The following is a 15,940-nucleotide window of genomic DNA, read 5'->3' on the forward strand; positions in this document are numbered from 1 at the left end:
TGAACACAAAAAAACCGACTTTGCTAAGTCGGTTTTTTCTTTAACTTAAATTACTTCTTAAGGGGAGTCCATGACCAGTCAGTGAATTCTTCAATATCATGACCTTCTTCACGGGTAACCTTGAAGTGCTTAGCTAAGATGTCGTCCATCTTCTTATCGAAGGCAGCACCGGCAGCATTGTCGATAACACCCTTGTCCATAAGAATCTTAACAGCGTCTTTAGCTTGGTTGAAACGATCTAACTTAGAATATACACGCATATCGTAAGCAGTGGTGATATCACCATCTTCACGGTAACCGTGAACGTTTAAGCCTAAGTGTTGACGTTCGTAGAACATTGATTCAATCAAGTCTTCGAAACCATGGAAACCAAATACAACTGGTGTACCTGATTCGCCGAAGAACTTGTTGAATTCAGCGTCACTTAATTCACGTTCTTGGTTAAGAAGACCATTCTTCTTTTGAAGACGTCCTAATTCAACAACGTTGACGTAACGCATTTTAACGTTAGGGAAGGCTTCGTTGATAAGATCAACAGCAGCCAAAGATTCGATGGTTGGTTCTACACCGGCTGAAGCAAAGACGATATCAGCATCTTCACCTTCAGCAACAGTAGAAGCCCAGTCGATAGTCTTAATACCAGTGTTAGCCAATTCATCAGCTTCTTCAACTGAGAACCATTGTTGACGAGGTTGCTTAGAAGCAACAATGTGGTTAACTTTTTGACGGTCTTTGAAGGCCCGGTCGAAGACTGCAAGCAATGTGTTACCATCAGCTGGTAGGTATTGACGGATGAAGTCTGATTTCTTTTCTGCCAAGTGAGTAAGCATACCAGGATCTTGATGAGTGTAACCATTGTGATCTTGTTGGAATACAGTAGAAGTAGATACCAAGTTCAATGATGGGTAATCATTACGCCAGTTTTGAGCGGCAGCTTGGCGAATCCACTTAAAGTGTTGAGTAGTCATTGAGTCAACAACTCGAAGGAATGATTCGTATGAAGTAAATACACCGTAACGACCAGTCAAAGTGTAACCTTCAAGCCAACCTTCAGCTTGGTGTTCTGATAATTGAGCATCCAAGATACGGCCTTCTGGAGCTTCGTATTGATCGTAAGGTTCGTTAACTTTACTTTCCCATTGACGGTTAGTAACGTTAAACATATCCCAGAGACGGTTTGACATAGTTTCATCAGGACCGAATACACGGAATGAAGTTGGGTTCTTAGTAGCGATACCAGCAAAGAAAGTAGATAGAACGTTCATATCCATGTTACGCTTGCTGTCTGCTAATTCAGTACCACGGTTATCTTCGTTGATGTCGTTAGCTAATGACTTCCAGTCTGGTAAGTCAAGTAACTTAGGAGCAGCACCGAAGTCACGACCACCGTTAGCAACTGGGTTAGCTGCCATACGCTTGTCACCCTTAGGTGCGAAGTCAGCAACGTCAGCCTTCAATGAACCATCAGTGTTGAATAATTCAGCTGGCTTGTATGAGTTCATCCATTCTTCGAATTCTGGTAATTGGCTCAAGTCGCCTTGCTTCAAGTCAAGTGGCACTTGGTGAGCACGGAATGAACCTTCGATTGGTTCGCCGGCTTTGTTGTGAGTAGGACCACCCCAACCTTTAGGCAAACGAGCGATGATTACTGGCCATGCAGCAATTTCGCCATCTTCGTAACGGCCGTTTTCACGAGCGTCTTTTTGAATTTGCTTGATGTCTTCCATAGCTTTATCAAAGACTTCAGCAGCTTTTTCATGGTAAGTCATGTAGTCATGAATGTCGTCGTTTTCGATGAAACGAGGTGACCATCCAAGACCTTCGAAGAACTTAGCCAAATCTTCATCACTAGTACGTGAAGTAAGAGTTGGGTTAGAAATCTTGAAACCGTTGATGTCAAGAATTGGCAATACGGCACCGTCATTCTTAGGGTTCAAGAATTTGATTGAGTTCCATGCAGTCATTGCAGGACCAGTTTCGTTTTCACCATCACCAATGACAGTAAATGCGATTTGGTCTGGGTTGTCTAAAACAGCACCAGTAGCATGTGATAGTGAGTAACCAAGTTCTCCACCTTCATGAAGTGAACCTGGAGTTTGGGCAGTCATATGTGAGCCAATTCCACCAGGGAATGAGAAGCGCTTGAATAAACGTGACATACCTTCAACATCTTGAGTGATTTCAGGATAGTCTTCAGTGTAAGTACCGTCCAAGTAAGCGTTAGTAACCATAACTTGGCCACCGTGACCAGGACCACCAATGTAGAACATGTTAGCGTCGTACTTGTTGATCAAACGGTTAGCATGTGCGTACAAGAATGTTTGGCCAGAGATAGTTCCCCAGTGACCAATAGGCTTAACTTTAACGTCATCCTTTTGGATAGGGGTGTTAGTTACTGAGAATAATGGGTTTGATTTCAAGAAAATCATACCACCAGAAAGGTAAGTAGCTGCACGCCACCAGGCGTCAACTTTTTCCAAATATTCTTTGGAATCGTAATCTACTGTCATTAATTAATACTCCTTTAAAAATGAGTTGATAAATTTTTCTTTACCAGTTATAAGAATACCTAATGTTGGTGAAAAGTCAACCTTATTTAAAATTGATACGGTCCAATTTTAAGGCGTATTTGCAGCTAATTCATGTGAACTACTTAACTGCTAAATTTATAAAAAGGCTAGATCGGTTTATCCCCGAACCAATATTTGGTAAAATTGCCATCAAATCCAGTAACGACAGCGATTATAGAGCCTAGGTTATGTGAAGCTGATTAGGGCTAATTTTAGGAATGGTGAATAATTTAGCAATGGTTAATTTAAAGGGAATTTTTTTATGATTATATTTTTATAGAAAATAATTTGACTTTAAGTTGTAATCTAATTAGGTTGCGCCTAATGGTATAATCAAATGCGAAATCAAGGAGGATTTACTATGAAATTAAAGTCGATTTTATTGACAACAGTTGCTTTAGGATCATTTGGGATGCTAGCAAACCACGCTACTAATGTTAAGGCTAGTGTGGTCTATGAATCAGGATACATTAAGGAAAGTAATAAAACAGTTTATGTAACTACCAAAAAAAGTTTAAAAACTAATCTATATAGAAATATCAACGGTAAAAAAGTCCGTTATGTGATCCCTAAGGGAACTAACCTAGTTGGAAGTAGTGAAGCAGATAAGCAGAGTGATGGTAAGTTTACTACTACTTTTAATGCTGGATTTTACAATTACAACTATGCTTTTAAATCAAGTTTTGTAAATTGGAAAAATATTTCATTGAGCTCACAATTTGCATTTAAGAGTAGCGACTTCAAAGTGGTAAAGAACCCTTCATCAGTTTTAGGGACTTCTTGGGAACGGGGAACTGATTTTAAATTCAAAAATGGTTCACATCAAATGTTCTCGATTACCCAAGATCACTACATTCAATTTTACAGTACATCTAATGTTAAAAAGGCTGGTATTACCAGCAATTTTATTACTAGTGGACTTGATAAACTTAAGCCAACCACTAGTCGTAAAATTACCAGCATTAAAACTTCTGGAAAGAACGTCACATATTTATACTACACGAAACCAATTACCGGTCTAACAGAGTATAAGGTTCGCCCAGGCTTGTATCGTTTGAAGGTTAACACCCAAGATATTAAGAGATTTGATAAAACAGTTGGGGAAAACGACTATACTGCTATTTGGCAACGGGCTTTTGTAGGTGGTAAGGCCTACAACAACGTTTTAGAAATTGAATATGGCGACTAATTTTAACTTTAATTAACTGTGGTAGTTTGAATAAAGAAAATACAAAAACACCAGCAACTTTTTTAGTTGCTGGTGTTTTTGTATTTACATGATCCTATCTACTTTGGTCCATCTCAATCAACTGTTGCTTTTGCTTATCCATTGCAGTGGCAGTTACCTTAGCCACAATTTGTTTTTGCAAAGCTTTTTGTTGGGCGGCACTCATCGTCGGATTTTTTTGCATGGCGGCCATCATTTGTTGTTTGACCACTTTAGCCATCTGGGCTTTTTGAGCTGCTTGTTGTTTTTTGTTAGCTTTAGCTTGTTTTTGCAAGTCTTTAGCTTGCTTAGAAGTTAAGACTACGTAGCTATCTGGAAGTTCAAAGGTGTTAATTCTAGATTTATAAACGGAACCATCACCCAACCCAGCAAATAAGATTTTATAGAAATCATTCTTATAAACGTATTGTTTGGTTTGGGTAACTAACTTAGCGTTGTCAGTTTTGACGTGCTTATACTTATTGGTGGTGTTAACGTCTACTTGGGTATGCTTAGTTTTACCCTTGTCAGTTAACTTATAAACGACGATTTTTTCGTCTTTGGTTCCTAATTTTTGTTCCACCAACATGTTCATGTCCATTTGTTTGATGGCACTAACTGGTTTGATGGCTTTAGTGGTAGTGATGGTTTCTAGTTTCATGCCCCAGTGCCAGCTGTCTGCAGCCGTAATGGCGGTCAGAGAAAAGACTAGTAAAGCAAATGACACTACATACAAAATTACGCGACCGATTCCATGCTGCATAACCACGTAGGAAACGATGAACAATAATGCGCTAATAATAATTAATGCTAGAGCCATTATTTGTCACCTCCTACGGTTTGTTTTTGCTTCAGTAAGTATGATAATCCCCAACCAACTAGACAGAATAGAACTGCGATGGAGAAGGCGGCTGAGTAACCATTTAGCACTGCATTTTGAGCGCCTTCCTTGTAAACAAGCGGGTTACTGTGTAAAACGTGTTTGGCCGGCATATCTGCTTTGGTAACGTTAGTCAAAATACTAATCAAAATGGCAGTTCCGACAGAACTGGCCACTTGGCGAGCCGTGTTGTTAACAGCGGTCCCGTGGCTAATCATGCTGGTTGGTAATGCGTTCATCCCGGCAGTAGAGGTTGGCATCATAACCATCCCCACCCCTAACATCCGAATACAGTAAGTTACGATAATGAATAGGAGCGGAGTTTCCTTAGTTAAGAAAAGAAAGGGAATTGTTCCTAGCGTTAAAAGAATCATTCCGGCAGTGGCCAAGTGTTTAGCCCCGTACTTATCAAATAATCGACCAGTGATGGGACTAGCGATCCCAATCATTAAGGCTCCAGGAAGAAGTGTTAATCCAGATTCAAGCGCTGAATCGCCCCGAATAGTTTGTAAATAAATTGGAAGTACCATTTCTACTCCGACCATGGCCATGTTAACGTCTGAAGAAAGGATGGCGGAAATGGTGAAATCACGAGTTTTGAACACGCGCAATTCCAAGAAGGGATTTTCCAAGTGAAGTTGCCGATAAACGAAAATAGCAATTGCGATTACTCCAATTAAGATAGGAGCAATAACGGTAGGATCGCCCCAACCATTGTCTCCAACTTGAGAGAAACCATAAAGTAATAATCCAAATCCTAAAGTGGACTCGGCAGCTGAAAGCCAATCCAAGTTACTCTTCTTGGTGGCAAGCACTTTCTTATTAAAGATTAAGCCTACTATTAACGCCAAAATGGTAAATGGAATTAAAGTGCTAAATAATGCTCTCCAGTTGTAATTATCAATTAACCAACCAGAAAGGGTAGGTCCAATTGCGGGAGCAAGACCGATAGCAAGGCCCATCATTCCCATGACGGCCCCCCGGCGATCTGGTGGGTAAATAGAAAGTAATACCGTTTGGGCAACGGGCATTGCGATTCCGGCCCCCACCGCTTGGATAACTCGGGCAACAAAGAGCATGCCAAAGCTTGTAGCGGTCCAGGCTAAAATTGATCCGCCTAAGAAGAAGAACATGGCGGTATTAAATAAGGCCCCACTACCGAACCGACTAATGAGCCAAGCGGAAATGGGAATCATGACTCCGTTGACCATCATGTAGCCAGTGGTCAGCCATTGAACTGTAGATGTAGAAACGTCAAAGGCATCCATTAATGTAGGGTAAGCAGTTGCCAACATGGTACTACTTAACACGGACATAAACAGACCCAAAATAATGGCTACCATCATCATGGTACGATTATATGGTTTGCCGTTGGCGTCTAATGTTTGTTGCTTTTCAGCCATTGTGTGTTGCTCCTTTGTATTAAATTAACTTTAATATACTAACGCTAGTAAAAATCATTGTCAACTAAATTGACAATGATAGTATTTTTCTTGACAACATCGTTCGAAAATTTGCCAGGCATGTTAGAATTTGTTATAGTGTTTCATCGTAAAGTAGTTTCAATTATTTTAAACGGAAACGAGTGAAGAAATAATGGGAAATCCAATTGGCAAGTTTATGGACTCTGATAATTTAATCTTTGGCATTGGGCAGGTGAGTAAAATCACCGGCGTTTCGTCCCGTTCGTTACGTTATTGGGAGAGTCAAGGTTACATTAGTACCTTAAAATCCGATAATGACAAACAAACTTCTAGACAGTACAACGTGCAAAATCTCTTAAAAATTTTTCGGATTAAGCATTTCCAAGACGAAGGCTATACCCTTCAAGGGGCAGTGGAGAAGGCGCTTAAGCTACAAGCTCAATTACCCATTATTAAAACGTTTATGGAAAAGCAAATTCAAGATATCATTATCGAAGAGGATCGGGGCGTTATTGATTTTGGTTTCTGCGATAGCAGCCAAAAGCAACGAATTATTGGAATTGTCGACCGGGATGCGAATACGCATTTTGAAATTCGAGACGTTTAATTTTTAGGAAAAGTGGTGAGCCTCAAGGGGTTCGCCACTTTTTTGGTTCAAGTATCCATATTATAGAAGAAATGATTACTAATAAATGTGGACACACCCGGATTGTTTAGTTATACTGGTTAACAGACTATATTAACGAAATAAGGGAGGACCACCGTGTCATCACAAGTAAAAAAAGCCATTTTTGTTTTAATTCTTAGTAGTTTTTTGGTCTGCATTGGGATGAGCCTGATTTTCCCGGTAATGCCGTTTATTAAAAACGAACTTCATTTTTCAGCCTTAGATATGGGAATTATGAATTCTTTATATGCTTTGGCTCAATTAATTGGTTCGCCTATTATTGGGCGCATCTCTGATCGCACTGGGCGCAAACGAGTGTTAGTAATGGGATTAGCCCTTTTCTTCGTCGGTGAATCACTTTTTGCCTTATCCAACCAGTTAATCGTGATGGATATTTCCAGAACCATCGGGGGGATTTCCGCTGCGATGGTGGTGCCAACCGCTAACGCTTTGGCTGCGGATATTACGACTCCTAAGCAACGGGCAAAGGTAATTGGCTGGCTATCAGCTGCCTTTAGTGGTGGTTTGGTATTAGGCCCTGGGATTGGGGGAATTTTAGCTAAATTCAGTTATAAGACTCCGTTTTGGGTGGCTGCTGGCTTAGGCTTGTTAAGCATGTTTGCGATGATTGCTTTGATGCCTAAAGAAAGTGAACTAAAGCAGTTGATGGTCAACCGGCCAACTACTGATACCGCTAAGGAACCTAGCAACTTACTACAAGCTTCCTGGAAACTATTAACCGGGCCGATGAGTTTGCTATTCATCATGATTTTAATTTCAGCGTTTGGTTTGGTTAGTTTCGAAAGCATTTACAGTTTATACGTTAACGAAGTCCATCACTTTACGATGAGTAACATCGCACTAGTTTTGACGCTTAACGGAATTATTTCCTTACTATTCCAAATCTTACTGTTCGACCGCATGATAATGTGGTGGACCGAAAAAAACGTGATCCGCTATTGCTTCTTGTTTGCTTTGATTGGAACCATGTGGATTATTATGGCACACCAAAAGTGGGCGGTAATCGTTGCTACTTTGATTGTCTTCACTACTTTTGATTTATTGCGGCCAGCTATTACCACCATGCTGACTAAGGCCAGCATGACCGATCAAGGATTAGTCAACGGGTTGAACATGTCACTAACCAGTATTGGTAACATTATCGGCCCGATTACCTCCGGGGCGTTGTTGGATTACAATTATCACTATCCATATTTAGTAGTGGTAGTGTTCATGCTCTTGTCATTTTTCATGACCTTTAAGATTAAAAACATTAAGCAACCAGCATCACTAAAATAAATTATTTAAGGAATTCAAACTAACAGCTAACTAGGCTTTAGAACGGGTTTCTTTTTTATTTGACTGATAATGACTGATTGGTCATTGACTATCTAGTCACTAATAGTATAATGAATTGCAATTAAAGGATTACCTTATTGAGGGAGGGATTGTGATGACAACACAACCAGTGATTCAAATCCAACATTTACAAAAATATTTTGGCAAGTTCGAGGCGTTAAAGGATATTAATTTAACTTTGTATCCCGGCCAAGTTTTAGGTTTTATTGGCCCTAATGGTGCCGGCAAATCAACTACCATTCGAACTATTTTAGGATTGATCAAAGCCTCAGATGGGACCACCACCGTTTTCGGGCAGGATGCGTGGAAAGATTCGGTAAAAATCCATGAACAACTCGCTTACGTTCCTGGTGACGTCTATTTATGGCCTAATTTAACTGGGGGGCAAACAATTGACTTATTACTGCACATGTCACACCAGCAACATACTAAAAAAACCGATGAACTAATCCAGAAATTTGAATTAGACACCGGCAAGAAAAACCGCACCTATTCAAAAGGTAACCGCCAAAAAGTAGCATTGATTGCAGCCTTATCCATGGATGTTGCGCTATACATCTTTGACGAACCCACTTCGGGATTGGATCCACTAAACGAACAAATCTTTCAAGATGAAGTGGCGGCTTTAAAAGCAGCTGGAAAAAGTATTTTATTATCTAGCCACATCTTGTCAGAAGTGGAACGAATGGGAGATGTGATCGCGATTATTCGGGAAGGTACCATTATCGAAACCGGGACGCTGGCTTCCATGCAACATTTGACTCGTAACCAAGTCACCGTGACGACCCAAAAACCGTTGGATCAATTAGAAGGAATGCACGGGGTTCACCAGTTAACGTTGTCAGCTAATCAGCTTCAGGCTCAATTTAGTTTAGATGGGGACGCTACTACGGCGGTAATAAGTTACTTAGCTGAAAATTTAATTGTTAGCTTGAAGACTACGCCCCCAACGTTAGATGATTTATTCTTACGTTACTATGAAAATAACGGGCAGGGTGGTGAACAATCATGACCCAATTTGCAGAAACTAAACGGTTATTATTAGCGGACCTAAAGCGAGATCGGATTAAAATTATTGTGTGGATGTTAGTGTTAGCCGGACTGTTTTTAGCGGTGGCCTATAAATTTACTGATTTATATGGTAATCCTAGCCAAATTAACACGATTGCTGAAACGTTAAAATCTAAAGCGATGGAATCCCTATTTGGACCGTTGGCCCGCAGCACTAATTTAAACACTGCCATTATTTTTGCATCCGAAATGCTGATCTTTTGGGCGATTTTCATGGTGATTTTTAACTACTCACTAGCGATCGGTTCCACTAGGGGACAAGAAGAGTCCGGGCTAACCGAAATGATCCGTGGTGGTCATCCAGTTGGTCGACAGGCGCCATTATTGGCAGCCACTTTGGAACTAACCCTGATTGATGGTTTATTTACTATTTTAAGCGGAGTGGGGCTGCAGCTAGCTGATTTGCCGGGAGCCAACACCAATGGCAATTGGCTGCTAGCATTAGCGTTGGGGATCGTTGGCTGGGCCTTTGGGATGATTGCGTTGGTATTTGCGCAATTGTTTAATGACGCGCACAACGCCATGCTGAGTGGTTACTTATTCTTTGGGGTGACTTATCTCGTTCGCATGATTACCGATGTAACCAATCCGGATTGGACTTGGCTTTCGCCACTAGGCTGGGTTGAAAAAACTAGTATTTACGTTGATAACAACTGGCTACCGATGATTTTGTACGCTGTAACTGGGTTTGCGATGTTAGCGATCGCGTTCGCGTTAAACGCAAACCGGGATATTGATGCCGGTATTATTGCTGTTCGACCGGGCAAGCAAACCAGTAACTTTTTAGCCGGTCCCGGGAGCTTATTATTTTGGACCCAAAAAACTACTGCTTTAGTTTGGATAGCAGGAGTGTTTGTGTTAGGAGCCAGTTACGGCTCTGTATTTGACAGTATTGGTAAATTAGTAAAAACATCACCAGTTATTCAAGAAGTGCTAGGAACTAGCGGTGTTCAGCACGCCGAGAAACTACAAGTGTTAAATTTTGTTGGTATTTTAGGAATGATTTTTAGCATTCTAGCAGTGATTGCTGGTGGAATGATAGTTAACAAAATCGAAACTGACAATCAAAAGGGTTATTTAGGATTAGTCGGGGCTAAGCCAATTAGTCGCAATCGTAACTTAGCGACTGTAGTAGCCTATGGCAGTGGCTTGGCCGTTATCGTTTTGGTTAGTGCGATTGCCGGAACCCAGGCGGCTGCTAATGCGGTAATGCGGCATCCCCTTGCAGCGCACTACTACTGGCAAACTGGTTTGGCTATGGTGCCTGTGATTTTACTTTTGATTGGGTTGTTGGTGGCGTTAATTGGTTGGCTACCCAAATGGCGTTCTTTGACGTGGGGCTACTTAGGCTTGGCGTTTGTGCTGTCTTACTTTGGGAAATTACTGAAGTTACCGGAATGGAGTCTTAGAATCTCACCATTCTACTGGTTGAACAAAGTACCGGTCGAGAAAGTTGATTGGACAGCGTGGTGGCTCATATTAGGAATTGCGGTGATCTTGCTAGTTGCTGGGTTTATTGGCTATAATAGACGGGACTTAGATCGATAGAAAGAGGCGACAACATGACCAAACGATTAGCTGAAGACCCCCAGAAGAAGGCTGCTATTTTAAAAGCAGCGCTTCATGAATTTGCGATTAGTGGCTACGGAGCTAGTACAGATCTGATTGCGGCTAAGGCTGGCGTTTCTAAAGGCACGGTTTTTCGCTATTTTGCTAATAAAGCGACATTATATAGTGAAGTAGTCGATACCGCCCTAGATAATGTAATGAATCAAGCAGACTTGACGGTGTGGACGGAATCAACTGATTTGGTCAGCATGATTGTGAGAGCCACTCAGTATAAATTAGAGTTAGCGCAACGGTTTCCGGATGAGTTTGCGTTATTGATTGCGGTTTATAAAGATAATGATAACTTGCCGGATGGTTCTGAAGAAAAATTACACCGAACGTTTGGTCAGTGGACTAAGGAAAACGTGGATCGCTTAATCAATCCGGTCTTTGACCGCTTAAATATTCGACCAGGATTAGATAAACAGGTGGTTCGGCGTTATTTAATGAATAACGTTAAGGGCATGACCGAACGGGCCCAAAGTTATTTACAAAGTCATCCCGATGTCAAAAATATTGATCAGATGACGGATTTGATTACCGAAATTAAAATGGAAATGGATATCATTGAACACGGTATTGTAGCTACTAATGTAGATGATGATCATTGCTAGTCTTAAAAACCACGATAGTTAGGCTGATTGCCGACTACTATCGTGGTTTTTTGGTACCGTTACTAAATAAATTGGACCCTATTTTTATTTCTGCATATTTTTTCAACAGGTGATTAATCATATTTTATTTTGTAAAAAGACCGAAAATCCGCTTATATCAAGGAAATCAGATCAGGTAGAATGCCATTCTAAATTAGTTTATGATATTTACTATTTTTTAATTCGGGATTATACTTTTAAGCATGCATTAAAATACCGGGTTTTCAGCCTTTATTATTATTTATACATCCTGGTAAGATGCAAAAATTTAAGAGTAGAAAGGTGTGTTTAATATTTTCAAGCGACGGGGGGTCCGGATTGCTGCAATTGTTTTGGGAGTAACCTTGCCGGTTATTGCGGCGTTACTGTTCTTGCAATCTGTGTGGAATCCGTTTGGCCATACTAGCCGATTACCAATTGCGGTGGTGAACAACGATAAGGCGGTGCTTTATCAAGGTAAGACCATGGCAGTTGGGGATCAAATGGTAGATCAACTTAAACAAAATCACGGCATGCAATGGAATTTTGTGAGTGCCAAAACTGCTAAAGAAGGATTAAAAAATAATAAATACTATACAGTCGTTACAATTCCTAAGAATTTTTCTAAAAATGCAACGACGGTTATGTATAAGAACCCTAAAACAATGCAATTGGGATACAAAACTAATGATTCCATGAACTACATTGCGGGGGTTATGAGTAGCGTAGGACTTACTCAAGTGAACGAACAAGTGCGAGCAGCGGTTACTAAGAGCTACGCGTTAGCATTGTTCTCCCAGATTAAAACTTCTGGGAAAGGATTTCAAAAAGCAGCTGACGGTGCTACCCAATTAAAGGATGGAACCGTTACGCTGCAATCTGGATTAAAACAATACACAACCGGGGTTAAGACGCTTAAAAACGGAATGGATACTATGTACACTAGTATTCAGCCGTTGCCTAGTGGGGTCCAAAAATTAACCACTGGTGGTAATCAACTTAGTGCTGGTTTGAATCAATTAAACGATAAAAGCGGCCAATTAGTTAATGGGGTTAATCAGCTTGCTGATGGCTCAGGTCAATTGAATACCGGACTACAAACTTTGAATAACAAAACGGGAACCTTACAGTCCGGGGTTGGCAAGCTAGCCACTGGTGGAACTCAATTAGATGATGGTTTGCAAACCTTAAACGGTAGTACTGGCACATTGAAGTCTGGTGTAAGTCAGTTAGCCAATGGTTCTAGTCAAATTAACAACGGATTACAACAGTTAAACAGTAAAAAGGGCGCTTTAGCAACCGGAGTAGTTAAGCTTGCTGATGGTTCTAACCAACTTAAATCAGGGGTAGTTACTTATACCGATGGTGTTTATCAAGTTAATGATGGTCTGCAACAACTAAACGCTAAAAAAGGTGATTTAGCTGATGGCGTCAGTCAATTGGTAGCCGGATCAGGAAAATTATTGCCAGGTTGGACGCAATATACTGATGGGGTCTCACAATTAAATGCGGGGATTAAACAGTTAGATGACTCAAAGGGAACCTTGGCTGATGGGGTCTCTCAATTATATGCTGGTTCATCTAAATTATCTGATGGGGTCCAACAATACACTCAAGGAGTTTCTGATGGGGTCGGACAGTTATATGATGGAGCCATTTTGGGTAAAGGTACTAGCTTAACTGGAGATGAATCTTCACCCGCATTGGTTACGGGAATGACCAGTTTATCTACTGGAATTAACCAACTACAAGACCAATTAGGCGATCTGCCAATTCAATTACAAGCTCTCTATGATGCGTTAAATAATGATGCAGCTGGCGCTATGAAGACACTTACCGGCAAAGATTATTCTGCTTTCCTTAAAGGTGGGGTGTTGAGTAACGCTAATGACGGCTACACAGCAGCTGATAAGTTAGCTTCAGCCTTGACCAGTCAAAACACTGCCAATCAAGCAGCATTAAAGAAAATTGAAAGTCAGCTAGATGCATTGGATACCACTGCACCAGCAACTAATGCCGCTGAAGTAACAAATACTAAGACTTCAGATAATACAACTGCTAATGCCGTAGTACCCAAATTCGATATGGGTAGCAGTGATAAGTCTAATAAGAAGGCTACTAGTTCCAACTGGCTAAGTGATTTGAGTAGTTTAGAGCACTTTAGTTTGAATGGTAAGACTACTGATAGTAACAGCACCAATAATTCAAGTAATAAAGACGTTCAGAAAAGTACGGCTGATTTAAATCAAGCGGTCCAAAAATTACAAACTGATATGGCAAGTAGTACTAAGACTACTACAACTACTTCAGTGAAAACTAAGGCCGCAGAATCAGCCGCTACATCGGCAAATAATTCCGCTGATACTGGTGATACCACTGCTGAAATTAATGCAAAAATTGATGCTGTGAGCCAAAAGCAGGATCTAACTCCTAAACAAACGGCAGCTTTAAAATCTGCATTGAAGGACTCAGGTACCGATGAAAATGCAGCAACGACTAATGCAACTACGGATAATAGTAATGCTGGTAAGGTAACTACTACAACGTCAAAGCAAACTGCTACAAATAATACGGCAGTTATTAAAGCTGATATGGCAGCGGTAAAAACAGCTGCTAAACAGCAAGCAGAAGCAGTAGCAGACGCTGGCAGCGAAACTACTAATGAAGCTAATAATGATAAAGCTGATATTTCAACGGTTAATCCAACGACTACTGAAACTCCAAAAGCTAGTGCAGCAGATGTAGCTACTATCAAGGCGGAAGTGCAAGCGTTAGAGAAACAACTAACGGCTGATAAGACCACTAATGCCAAGAATGCTACTGCTGCTAAATCTTCATTTAATGCTATCAAGACAATCTTAAATGGTATGTCTGCCTTGAAGATTACCGGGGTGTTAGATCAATTAAAGGCGCAAATTGCCACTGCTAACGGAGACGGAACTGATGCTAACCCCGGAATCGTTAAGGGACTTCAAAAGTTAGTTGATGGTTCTAGTGAATTAACTACTAATGCTAAGAAACTAGCAGACGGTTTAATTCAATTAAAGAACGGGACGGCCATTTATTCTGGCAGCAACGCAGACCAACTAATTCAAGGAGCTAAGGACTTGAATAATGGTCTTAAGCAACTTAATGATCAAGTGCCAACCTTAGTGAACGGAATTACTCAACTTTATGATGGTTCGCAAACTTTGGTTGCCAATAATAAGACCTTAATGGACGGTCAAACTCAACTAGATGATGGGTTGAACCAGTTGAACAGTCAAGTACCAACGTTAACTAATGCAATTGGGTTATTAGCCAATGGTTCAGCTACTTTGAACAAGAATTCAGGCGCTTTAGAGAGCGGGGCTAAGCAGCTCAGTACCGGATTAGGCCAATTAAACAAACAAGTACCCGTCTTAACCAACGCTATTGGTAAATTAGCAGCGGGATCCACTACTGAAAACGACGGAATGCAAAGCCTTAACGGTCAAGTGCCAACCTTAGTAAGTGGGGTTCATAAATTAGCTAATGGTTCAGGCCAATTAAATAATGGTTTGCAAAGTCTCAACGGTCAAGTGCCAACCTTAGTAAGTGGGGTTTCTAAATTAGCCAGCGGTTCCAGTCAATTAGATACTGGCTTGGGTACCTTGCAATCCAGCACACCAGAGTTACAGTCAGGAGTCAAGCAACTAAACGATGGTGGAATACAATTGAGCAATGGCTTGAATACTTTAAATAATTCCACCGGCGCGTTAATTGATGGTGCTAAGCAATTAGATGATGGTGCCAGTCAATTAGACGCTAATTCCGGCAAATTAAATGGCGGAACTGGTAAGTTAGTTGCTGGGGATAACACCTTGGCAACGTCACTACAAGGCGGGGCTGATCAAGTCAATGCAGTTCCGTTGAATAATAAGATGGCTCAAATGTTTGCGGCGCCAACTACTGTTAAACGAGATAGTACTAACTACGTACCAAACTTTGGGTTTGCGATGGCACCGTTTGTTATTTCATTATTGACTTTACTTGGGGTAACAGCTATTGCAGCCTTAATGGCCCGTTTAACTGGCTTTAAGACTAAGCGTTCTATTTATGAAACAGTAGGTTTGGCTGGTCTTCAAGGCTTTGTCACCACTGCTGTAATTATCATGATTTTGAAGCAAATTGATCATCCACTTCAATTTGTTATTCTAGGGATTTTATTATCGGTAGTAACCGCAATGATTGAAATTGTACTCTTTAAGTATTTGAAGTACTGGGCCTTTTTACTTGCGGGAGCAGTATTAGGAACCTCAGTCTTCTTCTCAAACGATATTTATCCGTCTGAAACTATTAATTCTTTAAGTGATTACTTAGGATTGCTGTCACCAGTTCACTATACGAACTTGGCATTGCGGCAATGTCTCACTGGCGGAATTAACATTAACGTAGGCGGTATGATCTTCCTATTGCTTATGGGAGTCCTAATTTTAACTTTATGGTTAATTTATCTTATGGGGAACTCAACTAAGCCACAACATGCGGCTGAAAGATAATA

General features: G+C 40.7%; 10 protein-coding genes. 7 read left to right on the top strand and 3 right to left on the bottom strand.

Annotation, left to right across the window (positions count from 1 at the left end; translation table 11 throughout):
• Positions 1–50: 50 nt before the first annotated feature.
• The gene (locus OXT66_RS01670) at positions 51–2,510 is read right to left on the bottom strand and encodes a phosphoketolase family protein (protein WP_268595333.1); all 2,460 of its coding nucleotides are present in this window, start codon (positions 2,508–2,510) and stop codon (positions 51–53) included.
• Positions 2,511–2,931: 421 nt separating this feature from the next.
• Here OXT66_RS01670 and OXT66_RS01675 point away from each other — a divergent pair, with 421 nt between their 5' ends.
• The gene (locus OXT66_RS01675; protein WP_268595335.1) at positions 2,932–3,759 is read left to right on the top strand and encodes a hypothetical protein; all 828 of its coding nucleotides are present in this window, start codon (positions 2,932–2,934) and stop codon (positions 3,757–3,759) included.
• 94 nt (positions 3,760–3,853) lie between these two features.
• On the opposite strand, the gene OXT66_RS01680 is transcribed toward OXT66_RS01675, so the two are convergent.
• The gene (locus OXT66_RS01680) at positions 3,854–4,597 is read right to left on the bottom strand and encodes a DUF4811 domain-containing protein (protein ID WP_268595336.1); all 744 of its coding nucleotides are present in this window, start codon (positions 4,595–4,597) and stop codon (positions 3,854–3,856) included.
• Positions 4,597–6,060 (bottom strand): MDR family MFS transporter, encoded by a 1,464-nt coding sequence (locus OXT66_RS01685; protein ID WP_268595337.1) that lies wholly within the window; start codon positions 6,058–6,060, stop codon positions 4,597–4,599. Before OXT66_RS01685 ends, OXT66_RS01680 begins: the two co-directional genes overlap by 1 nt.
• A gap of 193 nt (positions 6,061–6,253) precedes the next feature.
• Here OXT66_RS01685 and OXT66_RS01690 point away from each other — a divergent pair, with 193 nt between their 5' ends.
• From OXT66_RS01690 to OXT66_RS01715, 6 genes are all read left to right on the top strand, one after another.
• A complete protein-coding gene (locus OXT66_RS01690; protein WP_268595338.1) occupies positions 6,254–6,688 on the top strand; it encodes a MerR family transcriptional regulator in 435 nt (144 codons plus the stop codon).
• A gap of 156 nt (positions 6,689–6,844) precedes the next feature.
• Positions 6,845–8,047, top strand: coding sequence for an MFS transporter (locus tag OXT66_RS01695; RefSeq protein WP_268595339.1), 1,203 nt, complete (start codon positions 6,845–6,847; stop codon positions 8,045–8,047).
• A gap of 154 nt (positions 8,048–8,201) precedes the next feature.
• Entirely contained in the window at positions 8,202–9,119 is a 918-nt protein-coding gene (locus OXT66_RS01700) for an ABC transporter ATP-binding protein (protein WP_268595340.1), read from the top strand.
• Positions 9,116–10,726: an ABC transporter permease gene (locus OXT66_RS01705; RefSeq protein ID WP_268595341.1), complete on the top strand. Its 1,611-nt coding sequence runs from the start codon at positions 9,116–9,118 to the stop codon at positions 10,724–10,726. The genes OXT66_RS01700 and OXT66_RS01705 overlap by 4 nt, the downstream gene beginning before the upstream one ends.
• 14 nt (positions 10,727–10,740) lie before the next feature.
• Positions 10,741–11,400 carry a TetR/AcrR family transcriptional regulator gene (locus OXT66_RS01710; protein WP_268595342.1) on the top strand — a complete coding sequence of 220 codons (660 nt, stop codon included), beginning with the start codon at positions 10,741–10,743 and terminating at the stop codon, positions 11,398–11,400.
• 323 nt (positions 11,401–11,723) lie between these two features.
• Positions 11,724–15,938 (top strand): YhgE/Pip family protein, encoded by a 4,215-nt coding sequence (locus OXT66_RS01715; protein ID WP_268595343.1) that lies wholly within the window; start codon positions 11,724–11,726, stop codon positions 15,936–15,938.
• Positions 15,939–15,940: the final 2 nt, after the last annotated feature.

The organism is Lentilactobacillus senioris, from assembly GCF_026798195.1.
In the GTDB taxonomy this organism is placed as follows: Bacteria; Bacillota; Bacilli; order Lactobacillales; family Lactobacillaceae; genus Lentilactobacillus; species Lentilactobacillus senioris_A.

Excerpts from the sequence above, each read along its gene's own strand:
- OXT66_RS01690 (WP_268595338.1), top strand. The coding sequence starts at position 6,254 with ATGGGAAATCCAATTGGCAAGTTTATGGACTCTGATAATTTAATCTTT.
- OXT66_RS01675 (WP_268595335.1), top strand. The coding sequence starts at position 2,932 with ATGAAATTAAAGTCGATTTTATTGACAACAGTTGCTTTAGGATCATTT.
- OXT66_RS01705 (WP_268595341.1), top strand. The coding sequence starts at position 9,116 with ATGACCCAATTTGCAGAAACTAAACGGTTATTATTAGCGGACCTAAAG.
- OXT66_RS01670 (WP_268595333.1), bottom strand. The coding sequence starts at position 2,510 with ATGACAGTAGATTACGATTCCAAAGAATATTTGGAAAAAGTTGACGCC.
- OXT66_RS01710 (WP_268595342.1), top strand. The coding sequence starts at position 10,741 with ATGACCAAACGATTAGCTGAAGACCCCCAGAAGAAGGCTGCTATTTTA.
- OXT66_RS01700 (WP_268595340.1), top strand. The coding sequence starts at position 8,202 with ATGACAACACAACCAGTGATTCAAATCCAACATTTACAAAAATATTTT.
- OXT66_RS01685 (WP_268595337.1), bottom strand. The coding sequence starts at position 6,060 with ATGGCTGAAAAGCAACAAACATTAGACGCCAACGGCAAACCATATAAT.
- OXT66_RS01680 (WP_268595336.1), bottom strand. The coding sequence starts at position 4,597 with ATGGCTCTAGCATTAATTATTATTAGCGCATTATTGTTCATCGTTTCC.